Origin of the sequence: Pseudomonas sp. F1_0610 (assembly GCF_047470865.1) — a bacterium.
GTDB lineage: Bacteria > Pseudomonadota > Gammaproteobacteria > Pseudomonadales > Pseudomonadaceae > JAZDRH01.
On the sequence record NZ_JAZDRH010000001.1, the window covers coordinates 122,155 to 134,280 of the forward strand.

The 12,126-nt window shown below is 41.0% G+C and carries 9 protein-coding genes, 1 tRNA gene, 1 pseudogene and 1 CRISPR repeat array; of the genes and pseudogenes, 5 read left to right on the forward strand and 6 right to left on the reverse strand.

All coding sequences use genetic code 11. The annotated features are described in order from the left end of the window. The first annotated feature begins 37 nt into the window (after positions 1 to 37). Together VQ643_RS00585 and VQ643_RS00590 are read left to right on the forward strand one after the other, a co-directional pair. Positions 38 to 664, forward strand: coding sequence for a LysE family translocator (locus VQ643_RS00585; protein ID WP_414197242.1), 627 nt, complete (start codon positions 38 to 40; stop codon positions 662 to 664). A 243-nt stretch (positions 665 to 907) separates the two neighbouring features. After that, entirely contained in the window at positions 908 to 1,384 is a 477-nt protein-coding gene (locus VQ643_RS00590) for a hypothetical protein (RefSeq protein ID WP_414197244.1), read from the forward strand. On the opposite strand, the gene VQ643_RS00595 is transcribed toward VQ643_RS00590, so the two are convergent. Further along, a complete protein-coding gene (locus tag VQ643_RS00595) occupies positions 1,364 to 2,023 on the reverse strand; it encodes an HAD family hydrolase (RefSeq protein WP_414197245.1) in 660 nt (219 codons plus the stop codon). The genes VQ643_RS00590 and VQ643_RS00595 overlap by 21 nt on opposite strands. Before the next feature lie 83 nt (positions 2,024 to 2,106). Here VQ643_RS00595 and VQ643_RS00600 point away from each other — a divergent pair, with 83 nt between their 5' ends. Then, a complete protein-coding gene (locus VQ643_RS00600) occupies positions 2,107 to 2,859 on the forward strand; it encodes a hypothetical protein (RefSeq protein ID WP_414197246.1) in 753 nt (250 codons plus the stop codon). A 5-nt stretch (positions 2,860 to 2,864) separates the two neighbouring features. On the opposite strand, the gene VQ643_RS00605 is transcribed toward VQ643_RS00600, so the two are convergent. From VQ643_RS00605 to VQ643_RS00615, 3 genes are all read right to left on the reverse strand, one after another. Further along, positions 2,865 to 4,028, reverse strand: coding sequence for a glutathionylspermidine synthase family protein (locus VQ643_RS00605; protein ID WP_414197248.1), 1,164 nt, complete (start codon positions 4,026 to 4,028; stop codon positions 2,865 to 2,867). Between the two features lie 7 nt (positions 4,029 to 4,035). Then, the gene (locus tag VQ643_RS00610; RefSeq protein WP_414197249.1) at positions 4,036 to 4,818 is read right to left on the reverse strand and encodes a DUF1190 domain-containing protein; all 783 of its coding nucleotides are present in this window, start codon (positions 4,816 to 4,818) and stop codon (positions 4,036 to 4,038) included. Positions 4,819 to 5,339: 521 nt separating this feature from the next. Then, positions 5,340 to 5,693, reverse strand: coding sequence for a histone-like nucleoid-structuring protein, MvaT/MvaU family (locus VQ643_RS00615; RefSeq protein WP_414197250.1), 354 nt, complete (start codon positions 5,691 to 5,693; stop codon positions 5,340 to 5,342). Positions 5,694 to 7,076: 1,383 nt separating this feature from the next. On the opposite strand from VQ643_RS00615, the gene VQ643_RS00620 reads away from it, so the two are divergent. Both VQ643_RS00620 and VQ643_RS00625 read left to right on the forward strand, forming a co-directional pair. After that, positions 7,077 to 7,709 carry a TIGR02117 family protein gene (locus tag VQ643_RS00620; protein ID WP_414197252.1) on the forward strand — a complete coding sequence of 211 codons (633 nt, stop codon included), beginning with the start codon at positions 7,077 to 7,079 and terminating at the stop codon, positions 7,707 to 7,709. A 15-nt stretch (positions 7,710 to 7,724) separates the two neighbouring features. Further along, complete coding sequence (locus VQ643_RS00625) at positions 7,725 to 8,057, forward strand: hypothetical protein (RefSeq protein ID WP_414197253.1); 333 nt, start codon at positions 7,725 to 7,727, stop codon at positions 8,055 to 8,057. A gap of 97 nt (positions 8,058 to 8,154) precedes the next feature. On the opposite strand, the pseudogene VQ643_RS00630 reads toward VQ643_RS00625, so the two are convergent. Beyond that, a pseudogene (locus VQ643_RS00630) lies at positions 8,155 to 8,575 on the reverse strand (IS30 family transposase); the annotation flags it as partial. 552 nt (positions 8,576 to 9,127) lie between these two features. Next, positions 9,128 to 11,438: direct repeats of the CRISPR family, unit length 28 nt; unit sequence GTTCACTGCCGAGTAGGCAGCTTAGAAA. Between the two features lie 453 nt (positions 11,439 to 11,891). Continuing rightward, a tRNA-Ser gene (locus VQ643_RS00635) sits at positions 11,892 to 11,981 on the reverse strand. Between the last annotated feature and the right edge of the window lie 145 nt (positions 11,982 to 12,126).

The following is a 12,126-nucleotide window of genomic DNA, read 5'->3' on the forward strand; positions in this document are numbered from 1 at the left end:
ATTTAATCTATGGCTAATCAGTCAGTAGGGTAAAACCATGATCAGCCTCGCTTTTATTTCTTATATTGTAGTGATGTCCATTACGCCAGGACCTAATAATCTCTTATTAACAGCCTCAGGTGTTAATTTTGGCTTAAAACGCACTTTGCCAGCGACTTTGGGCATTAGCATTGGCAGTGGGCTACAAACTTTTATTGCACTGCAAGCGTTTAGCTTTGTAGAGCAATGGATTAGTGAAATCCGCATGCCAATTGCCATTATTGGTAGCCTTTATTTATTGTGGTTGTCGTGGAAAATCTATTTATCCAGCGCGCCAGAAAAAATCCAGCGCCCAGCCCCCGCTAGTTTCATACAAATGGCACTGTTTCAATGGATTAATCCTAAAGCGTGGTTAATGGCTGTTAACGTAGCTATTTTGTTTGCTACAAAAGGTGAGCAGCCTTGGCTGGCAAATATCGTATTAGCCAGTGCTAGTGCACTTATTAACTATCCATGTATTTTTATTTGGGCAGTAGCAGGTGATCGTTTACGCCTAGCCTTACAGCATCCAATGCGTTTACGATTATTTAATATCAGCATGGCTGGTATGATGTCGCTAACTGCGCTTTGGTTGTTATTTGATGAGTTAAATACAGAGCTAAATTTTATGCAAATTTACAGTTAAAGAGATAATAATTATAGAGGCTGGCATAACATCTAGCTTACTCTGTAACTAGGCTGAGCCAGCCTTAATTTAAAGACTCTATTGCAATTTGAAAAAATACTAAGCAAGGCATAGGCAGTTTTACGCATCGCTGTCTGAAGTGATAAAATAGAAATCTATTCTTAAAATGATCTAAGTTAAAAAAATATTTAACTATACTATTTTATACTAACGGAAATGTTTAGCCCATGACAGGAGGTCGTAATGCTTAACATCATACTTGAACACCTTTCAAGTGAAGCGCAGTTAGAGGCTTTATTGAGCATTCAACAAGAACTAACAGATGCTGATTTTGTGCAAATACTATTAATTGCTGTTAATCCGGACATAGACAGCCAAGTTCGCTTAGAGGCGCTCAAAGTTCTTTCACGTTATAGCCAGCCTTTGCATGCTATTTTCTTTAAAAACGGCTTATGCCATTTAATTGGCAACGATAGCAATGACTACATTCGTATCGCAGCGTTGAATGCTTTGTCTTTACAAAACTTGAGCGATCAAGAGTTTTCTACTTTACTCTTAGCGTTAGTAACAGGCGAGAATAAAGAGGCTCAAGTTGCAGGTTTTAAGCGCTTTAGAGAACACTTTGATACACAACGAGTGCACCAAGCTTTAGAACACTTGGCGCACCTCCCACAAGCTGTAGAGCAAATTAAGCAAGCTTTATTGGTCACTCACGCCTAATAGCTGTGCAAGCTGAGCTACGGACTCAACCAAGTACGTAGCGCCAGCTTGTTGCAACTCCTCTTTACTACCAAATCCGTAAGTAACGCCGCAGCACTGAATATGGTTTATCAGCGCACCGCTTATATCATGGTAGCGATCGCCTATCATTAAGGTTTTATCAAACTCTTGATTGCCACTTTGTATCAGAGCATAACGAATAACATCGGCTTTTTGAGAGCGACTGGCATCGAAAGTAGCACCATAAATACCAGTAAAATACATAGATAACTGGAAGTGCTGCAAAATAGTAATAGCGAAAGCCTCAGGTTTTGAAGTGGCCAGATAAAGTGTATAGCCTTTGTTTTTCAATCTTTCCAGTAAATTGATAATACCTGAGTAAGGAGTATTCTCATAAAGACCAGTGGTTTTGTAATACTGGCGATATAAAACCAGCGCCTGCTTAGTTTGCTCTGGTGAAAGCTTGAGTATCTGGCTAAATGAATCAACCAAAGGTGGACCGATAAAGCTTTTTAGTACCTCTGATGGCTGAGGCGCAAGACCTAACTGTTGTAATGCAAAATTGATAGCATTATAAATACCGCTTGATGAGTCGGTTAGAGTGCCATCTAAATCAAAAAGTAAGTGTTTATATAACATGCTTAAACTACCGAAGAAGGCTATGAATTTGTAGAATAGCCTAACATGTTGGCCTATTAGCAGTAATGTTTAAGGATATGAGTGTGCAGTTACCAGATGAGTTACACCACTTATTACAAGCGCCTATTTTCTTTGAGGGCTTGGAAATGCCACAGCACTATGCTGATCCAAAACATGTTGATTGGTTTCAAATAGGGTATCGCGTGCATGGCATTACTCATGAAGATTTAACTTCTACAGAGTCTGGTGCTTTTCAACCAACATGGTATGTGTTTGCGCAAAATGAAATGGCAGATCCATTTTTTATTGATATAGCTGAACAAGAACAGGGTTTTCCTGTTTATTTTGCACGTCACGGACAGGGCTTTTGGCAAGCAGAACCTATTGCTGAAAGTTTTACTGCGTTTACTAATTATTTAAACCAAATTAAACAACGTGAGCAATGTATTCCAGAGCTTTTAGCCTTTGTACAAAACATTGCATCTGATAGCGAGTTCTGGTGCTCTGTTGAGTATTACTATGAGGAGTTATTAGCCTCAGTTGAAGAGGATGATGCTTTTTTACCTGTAAATGATCAGGTTAACCCAGCAGATTGGGAAGTCGTCCAGGTAAGATTGCTCGCCTTAGGTGCACGCAAACTGGAGGTCGTAAAATTTATTAAAGACTACTTGCAGCTCTCTTTGGTGCAAGCACTGGCGGTCACCAAGGAGTTACCCTTAACAGTTAAGCAAGGGGCACGCCGTTTTATGCAGGTGTTAGCAGATGACTTACAAGCATTAGGTGCTGAAGTGGATTTGCTGGCGATCACTAATGAGGGCTTGCTAGAAGCCCCATAGCATCTTTAATCAAGAATAGCGTGCGGATAAAAACGTGATAAATCTTGAGTGATTCGAGAGCGGTCTTCACGCATACCAATGCCACAGGCGTGATCATTTACAATCCAACTGCCAATGAGCGTATAGCTATCATAGAATTTAGGTAGGGCGTAATATTCTTGGATAATAAAGCCTTCGTCGCCATAAATGCCTTCGGTTTTCTCTACAACGCGGCCGTTTTGGACAATTTCAATATTCGCCCCTTCACGGCTAAAGATAGGTTTTTTAACGAAGTTACCTATACTCGAAGCTTTCCTGTCATTGGCAAAATAGGCTGGCAAAAGATTAGGGTGATTAGGAAATAACTCCCATAGTGCAGCTAATAAAGCCTTATTCGATAGAATACTTTTCCAAGCTGGTTCCAGCCATCCGGTAGTTTGTGTGGAAAGCGCTGAGGCGAAACTTTCACGAAACATAAACTCCCACGGATAAAGCTTAAACATATGCTCAATCGACTGATCAAGCAGGTCAGTGAAGTAGTCTTGTTGGTTTAACCCAATTTCATCAATATACAAAAATGGTGTTGAAAGCCCAGCTTCTTCGGCGCAATCTTGTAAATATTGAACAGTAGCGCGATCTTCATCTGTGTCGCGACAGCACGTCATATAAATCTGTTGTAAATGGTAGTTTTGCCGTAACTCAGTAAAACGGGCTATCAGCTGATCCTGAATACTATTAAATTGATCAGCATGGCGTGGAAGTTTGCCAGCTTCAATCTGTTCTTCTAGCCAGAGCCACTGAAAGAAAGCTGCTTCATATAGCGAAGTAGGCGTATCCGCATTATTTTCAAGTAACTTGGGGTGGCCGTAGCCAGAATACGCAAAATCAAGCCGCGAATAGAGTGAAGGTTCATGGGTTAGCCAAGAGTCACGTACAAAATCCCAGCATTGCTCTGGAATTTGAAATTTGCTTAGCCATTGTTCGCTATTGGCCACCATGTCAGCCACTTGTAAACACATTTGGTGCAGTTCATTGGTGGCATCTTCAATGGTTTCAACTTGCGCTAGTGTAAAAGAGTAATAGGCATCTTCACACCAGTACGGCTCGCCATACATAGTATGAAAATGAAAGCCATAGTCATGGGCTTGTTTTTTCCAGTACGGACGCTCAGCGATTGATTTACGTTGCATGGTCTAGTTAGCCACCATAACTGCGAGCAGGACGGCTAGCTGAACTGTTTGATGAGCGCATTGATGAGCGCAGTTGATTATTACGCGATTCAGCCGCAGCAACGGTCGAACCAAAGCCCCCACGGCGGCTAATGCCTTGCGCAGCAGGTTTGGGTTGCAAAGCGCTGGCAGGGGCTGAGGTAAAGCGCCCTGTTTGGTTATTGCCATAGTTATTACCTGCTGTATCAACCATTCGGTTATAGGCAGGGCTAGCGGGCTGTTTAGACGAAAACAAGGGCTGGGCGTTGGCTGAATTAAATTGCCCTGAGGAACGACCTAGCATGTAACCAGCTAACGCAGGAATAATGAAGCTATTGTGTCCGCCTGACGCATGTGTCGCTGTTGTTCTACTGGTATCCGAATTATCCGCGCCAGTTAAAGTACTGGCAGATGTATGAGAAGCGTTTGTGTTAGCTGTATTTTCAGTAATGCAAACCTCTGCGCCAAAGTCAGCTGCACAATCCTCATAAGAGGCATAGCGAGGTGCGGTACGCTTTGCTTCATTGAGCGCATTTTGATAGGCCTGCTGGCAGGCTTGAGCTTCACTAGGGTACTGAGCAATGCATTCATCAGCATTTTTGAAAATACCAACAACTATTGGCTGGTTGCTAGTTCCAGATGCCGTTTGATTGTTATTGTTATCACATCCTGTGAGTAACAAGCTACTGACGGCTAAAGCGATAGGTGCCAAAGGGAAGGCATATATACTTTTACGAAAGTTTTGTAACACAACATGCTTTGAGCGTTTCATAGGTAATATCTTGACTGTGGCTATCCTTAGTGTCGGTTAGTATAGCTTTTTTTCGGGTAATACATAGTGTAGTGAATCAAATATCTGACAAATAAATTTAATGATAATCATTTACATGTGGAGGCATATGTTGTTTAATTTGGGCTGATAGGATCTTAGCAAATGCTCTTTGGTTGGAAGCATTTTTGGTTGGAAAAACGACCATTATTCTTGCTAGTCTGCCAGTGGATGGCACTTTTAAAGCTTGAATATTATGTGCATTTTAACTAACACTGGGTTTTGAGAGAATGCGGCTAACCATTGCTCCTTGCTCAATATCTATGGTTAGTTTTACTGCAGATTTATTAAAATAAAGATGGATTTTTCATTCTGCTTTAATATTAATAAATTTATTTTTATTTATTTAAAAAGAGATGCAGCAAGCCAAAAAGGGGGAAAGGGGGGGTGTTGCTCTAGGCATCGTCTGTAAGCTAGGCAGATTGCTTAAAATAGCAACACAAGCAAACTGCCTAGTTATATTTCTATTTAGTGGACACAACCCAAGTAGAAATATCTTCTTTTGGATATTTTGCACGCCATTCATTTAGTTTTTTATGATTGCCGCCAGCCGTAGTGACGGTTTCTTTGGTGTGTGGGTTTTTATAGGTTTTTACGGCTCTTGGCTTGCGTATTTTGCTGGTTCTTTTCGTGGTTTCAGGGAAAAGGTAGGCTTGTAGATCAGCTTGAGTTTTTCCATGGTCTTTTAACAATTTATCTAAAGCTTCAACAAAGGCTTTTTCTTTAGCAAATTTTGGATCTGACTCCAATCTTGCGATCTGTGCTTTTAATTCTTCTAGCGCTTTTTTGCTTTCAGCGTATGAGCTAAGTAGTTTCATTTAATTATTCCTTTTAATTGAAAGTTGTAAGAAATTTAGGCTGTGAACCTAGCTTAGTATAGAATCCTTTGGGAAGAAATTAAAATATAATTTAGTTATTTTTTAATATCTTTGATTTAGTTTGTATTTATTGTTTTGCTCAATCCAAATAGCCGACTATTAGTTGCGCATTTCTGCTGCTTAAGGTCATTATCGATTTCTTTTAATACTGTTGCTCCAGCCGCTAACCCTATATTAGAGAGAGTCTCGCACCTTGTTCTTATCGATGACTTAGGCCTTATTTAAAGGCATCACACCGCTATTTTCCATAAGTACACATATTGCTTATTGCCTGTAGAGTTTAAACCTAGAGTAGGCATCATAAGCATTGCATCATTATCTGTAGGTCCTAATTGAATACCATAATCTTATGTACTGAGCTTTAGCATTATTAGGCGGTCTTGTTTAGTCCATAGGGTTTGTATGTCATCATTAACAGTGTAACCTAAATGCTTAAGTGCATTTAATATAGCTTGCTGACTAAAAGAGTTTTCTCCTCACGGGTAAGGCACAGTTTAGGTTCTCTCATCCTTTTCAATAGAGTTTAACCCCTGAATACTTGAATCAAGCGGCTTAGTTTATTTGCCTATGAATGTGCAGTTAAACGAGGTAAAAGTAAGTGTGCTTTTATAAGAACGGAGTGTTTTTTCAAATAATCTAATGTGTTGAGTATCTAATAACCCTAGTTCTAATAGCGGGTGTTTTATGTGGCTTAGCAGACATCAGCGTGGAAAAAGGTATATTCTGTTGGCGATAAGGGCGGTTCTTAGTAGTATGAAAGAACACTAAGGTTTGCGTAAAAAGCTGTTTTTAGTTTAGGTTAAACTATCGTGTGCGTTATTAAGCACGAGCTATAGTTGATAATTAACACTATTGGGGCTTAGAGTACTGATTAATTCTTGTGGGCACCTGTTCCAGTTGTACAGAGCTAAGCTATTACTTTGGTTAGAAACCTTTAACATAGCAAGTAAAGCTGGATTATTCAGTGCAAGTAGCGTAAATCTCCAGCATAAGATATCTGAACATCTCGCTTTGTTTAGCTTTTCTCGCAGAGTATGCTGCAAATTGAGTGGAGCAATCATTTGTGCAGGTATTTTGTTGATATATAAACTATGTATATTACCTGAAAGCACAAACTGGCTTGTAGTGGCAAAAATGCAACAAGTCTCGACTCCAGCGTGATTTTTCGAAAACAGAGATGCTGATATAGCGTGCTCAAGCTATCCAAGCATTTACTGTAGGCTGCTAAAAAACATCTGGCTTAGCATAATATAGCGCATTCTCAGACTGGATAATTTATAATTTAGCTCTTATTGAGGAAGCATTACACATGGTGACGAAGAAATGCTAAAAAAATGGAGCCTTTCTATATTAATAGCTCCCTTTATTCTTATATTTTCCTACTTATTGATGGTGCTGATAGGTGGATTGTTGTCTACTGAACAAAAACGTCAAATTAATGAGTCAAAGACTATCATTATTTATGTGGCAAGTAATGGTGTGCATCTGAATTTATGGTTGCCCACTAAGAGCAGCCAAGTTGATTGGCAAGCACAATACCCAAATAGTTTTCCTTATAAAAATATGCAATGGACACAAATAGGTTGGGGAAGTGAAGCCTTTTATACGCAAGTGCCTACATGGGCTGATTTGACGCTAGGCATTACCTGGCAAGCGCTAACGGGCGATAATTCTGTTATACAGTTATCAGGGCAGTTTAATAGCCCAATACGTAATGAAAATAAACGAAAAATTTTACTCAGTCATACTCAGTACCAAGAATTAGTGAATGACATTCAAAAACAGTTTTCAAGTAAAACCCCATTATTTGATAACTTTTATGCAGCTAAAGGGTCATATAATGCTTATACTACGTGCAATGAGTGGGTTCGAAAACGTTTGAGCGCTATAGGTATAAAAATGCCCTTGTGGTCACCATTTGATAAGGTGGTGCTATGGTATCTACCTAAAACTTAAAAAGTGCTTATTTTTATGGAAGAAATGATTTTAGCTGCCGCAGATTTTATATTAAACGACCCTAAAGGCCGCATAATTGGCATATTGATCGCAAGTATTAGCAGTATTTCAAGTTATGGGTTAGCTGTTGCAGAAATTAACGCAATGCCATTAGCTTTGCGCCCTAATTATAAAACCAACATGGGCTACGGTATGCTTGCAATGCGCTATTTACTAGGGCGTCCTTTGCTTAATCAAAGAAATAGATTGTTATTAAAAGTTTTTCGAATGAGTACATTGATAGGGTTACTTATTATAGTAATTTTGTTCTTAAGCTTTCACTATAAAGGACTTACTTTTTTTAGATAGTTTTCTGTTTGTTGTGTTTTTTAATTATGATTGATAGTGGACGGATTCAAGACCTGAGTGCAACAGGTTTAATGAGTTGATACTGCCCCATTATTGCTCATCGGCTGTTTTTTTGCATAACTTCAGTCAATACCTCACCAGGACACCTGAAACCGAACCCTTTTCTGGAGTTTGCGTTGAGTGATAACGCAACTTCATCACATTTTCTTGACGATACACAGAGAAATCTGTGCCTTTGGGCAAGTACTGGTATCGTTACTACCGCACTGCCAAGGGCTGTGTGGGTTGTAAAAACAAATGGCTACCTCGTTTCTTGGGTGATTTTTGCACGATGAGCCATTTTCCGCCCTTGATCATAGGTCGTGCTTTTACGCACAGCCAACGGCATTTGATTCAGTGCAGCACTAAACCCTTCAACGGCAGAGGTTACGGTAAGCAGCATTCATTTTCATCAGCATTAGATAATTGCAGGTTTGTTCAACAAAGGTACCTACAGAAGAAGCATTATTTTTACCTTTATGAGTAGCAAACAAATGGGCAAACTAGCGGCTAGTTGTTAAGGAGAATAGCCTTCTCGCAACATGGCAATGACCACTTCAAAAAGCTCAGCATCATTGTGCTAGCTTAAGTTTAGGTCGACAGTTCAGTCGCTATGCTTGGCATTGGCTTCTGCGCCGAATCTAGTGGTAGCTCCTATCGCAAGCACTATTGCAGCGTACCTCACGACTGATGGTAGAAGGAAAAGGCTTGAGTTGGCGCAGCCTCAGCTCTTGTAATAGGCCTATGTTGATCCTAATTCGTTGGCCAAGTTCATGCTACGTCATACCGTTCGCCTTACCTGATTGGTCAGGTGTTGCGGCCAGAATTGGCGCCCACCCGCTTCCAAATATATTGAACCGCTAGAAGTTCAGACGGAAACCTAAATAGCAGTACAAATGACCCAAAGTTTTTTCCTTTAAAAATAGTCACTATAAATCAATGACTTATGATTTACATAAAAAACTTGGGTTAAATTACTAATTTGTGGGTTAACTTACTGTTCTAACTTGGTTTTTTGTTGTAAATTAACAGTTCACTGCCGAGTAGGCAGCTTAGAAAGATAGCGTCCCATTCGAACTCGTCTACCCACTGTTCACTGCCGAGTAGGCAGCTTAGAAATGCCGTCATACCACCGGTTAAAATATATTCCTGTTCACTGCCGAGTAGGCAGCTTAGAAAAGCCGCCAGCAAATCATAGCAGCCGTGGAAGCGTTCACTGCCGAGTAGGCAGCTTAGAAATTGAGCAGCGTGTCGGAGCAGTTGCCAGCGCTGTTCACTGCCGAGTAGGCAGCTTAGAAACGTATAGTTCATAAATATATGCATGCGCTTGATGTTCACTGCCGAGTAGGCAGCTTAGAAATAGAACCAAAAGACCTTGCCACCTTAGAACAAGTTCACTGCCGAGTAGGCAGCTTAGAAATATGTCGTAACTTGCCTGATCTCATACGCCTAGTTCACTGCCGAGTAGGCAGCTTAGAAAGAGATCGGGAACGACTTCACAGCGTATCAAGCGTTCACTGCCGAGTAGGCAGCTTAGAAAAGCAAGGCGGCAACCTCTGCACCATTTAGGCCGTTCACTGCCGAGTAGGCAGCTTAGAAAAATCATGGTTGAATCCCTCCATCTGTTTTAGTGTTCACTGCCGAGTAGGCAGCTTAGAAAATGCCCGGTACGGAAATGGCAGAAAGAATGCCGTTCACTGCCGAGTAGGCAGCTTAGAAACATAGGCGGCCATCGGGATTCAACATTATTTCGTTCACTGCCGAGTAGGCAGCTTAGAAATTGCTCATATAAACGCTGAGCCAGTTCCATCGGTTCACTGCCGAGTAGGCAGCTTAGAAACATCACCCATCACGCAATCTTACGCGATTCTAGTTCACTGCCGAGTAGGCAGCTTAGAAATTTGTTTGTTGTAGGCGGACTGATCGCGCTTGGTTCACTGCCGAGTAGGCAGCTTAGAAAAGCCTTTGATGCACACCACAAATATAATCAATGTTCACTGCCGAGTAGGCAGCTTAGAAAACACACATAAATAACTTTAGGTAAATAATATGGTTCACTGCCGAGTAGGCAGCTTAGAAAATGATAAAAACTCAGTGTAGCTTAGGGTGCGTGTTCACTGCCGAGTAGGCAGCTTAGAAATCTCCTTATTCGGTCAGCAACATGTTGTTCGCGTTCACTGCCGAGTAGGCAGCTTAGAAATATCGTTTTGATCGAGCAGATGAGGTAAAGATGTTCACTGCCGAGTAGGCAGCTTAGAAAGTTACCGTCAAACTCGACGGCATACGGGACAAGTTCACTGCCGAGTAGGCAGCTTAGAAAAACTGTTCGTGAAGAAAACTCAGAAATATGGGGTTCACTGCCGAGTAGGCAGCTTAGAAATAAGTCGGCTTTGTAACGGTTTAATTTGATATGTTCACTGCCGAGTAGGCAGCTTAGAAACAAAGGTGACGGCACCTAAGCGGCAATTAAACGTTCACTGCCGAGTAGGCAGCTTAGAAATAACACAACACACGCTCACTTGTGAGCAAATCGTTCACTGCCGAGTAGGCAGCTTAGAAAACCCGATAGGCTTGAATGCCTTAGCACTGTTAGTTCACTGCCGAGTAGGCAGCTTAGAAATTGAGTTTTATATAACTTGCAAGGCATACCTAGTTCACTGCCGAGTAGGCAGCTTAGAAATAACGGTAACTTATTGCCCTCAGTCGGTTGCGGTTCACTGCCGAGTAGGCAGCTTAGAAAAATACAAAACGCATCAGCCCGTTTAACTTTGGGTTCACTGCCGAGTAGGCAGCTTAGAAACCAGAGCAAGCAAGCTTCAATAAATCAGGAAATGTTCACTGCCGAGTAGGCAGCTTAGAAATAGGAAAATTGGCACTGCATACACTGCTAATCGTTCACTGCCGAGTAGGCAGCTTAGAAAAATTGATAATCACACGAATGCAGGTATCCGTGGTTCACTGCCGAGTAGGCAGCTTAGAAAAAACCGAAAATAGGGGGCTACAAAATGAACACGTTCACTGCCGAGTAGGCAGCTTAGAAAATGCCAACCGTCTTTTAACGCCTTACCTTGCATGTTCACTGCCGAGTAGGCAGCTTAGAAAACTAGAACCCAGCTAAAGAATGTTCTGTACATGTTCACTGCCGAGTAGGCAGCTTAGAAATAGTTCAGTCGGCGTAAAACTTAACTCTTGCGGTTCACTGCCGAGTAGGCAGCTTAGAAACTGCCGCGATCAGCATGCATGAAGCCAACCACGTTCACTGCCGAGTAGGCAGCTTAGAAAAACATCCAGCAGTTAGGCGTATTTGTGCAGAGGTTCACTGCCGAGTAGGCAGCTTAGAAACATCACAACAGTATAAATACCAAGGATCACTGATTTACGTCGCAGGTGATATTGATTTTGTGCTTGTGGCTAAATTTCCCAGAATAAAATGGGCTAAGTTTGTATGAGATGGGTTAAGGAAGCATAGTGATCATTCATTGCGTAAGCATATAGATGATTGAGTTAATGTGACGTAGTTTCGTTTATTAAAGAGGTTTTAAATCTCTACTTGCGGGAAAGATAGCGTAAAATCACATAAGTCTAAAAGTAGGCGCACAGTTCAGTGCAGAAAACACTCGAAAACGATAAATTATAATAGCAGATGAGGTGGCGTTTAAATATTTAATAAATTTGCAGGAAGAATTATAGGTAGTCTGGCTACAGCGTAGTAATTATGCTTCTAACTTTGACGCTGAATTGCTGACAAATAAAGATCCTGATTTTTCTACTAAAATCAAGGCTTTAAAAAATAACTGGCGGTGAAAGAGGGATTCGAACCCTCGATACGGTTTCCCGTATACACGCTTTCCAGGCGTGCTCCTTCAACCACTCGGACATTTCACCAGCAAAATAAGCAATGGCTTATAGGGCGCAGTAATCTACTTGAATAGAATAAAATTTGCAAGAATTATTGAGTTTTTTCAAATGCTTGCCTATTTTTGCTGTGTTTTGATAAGGATTGCGTAGAATAACAAGCTAGATTGAGTTT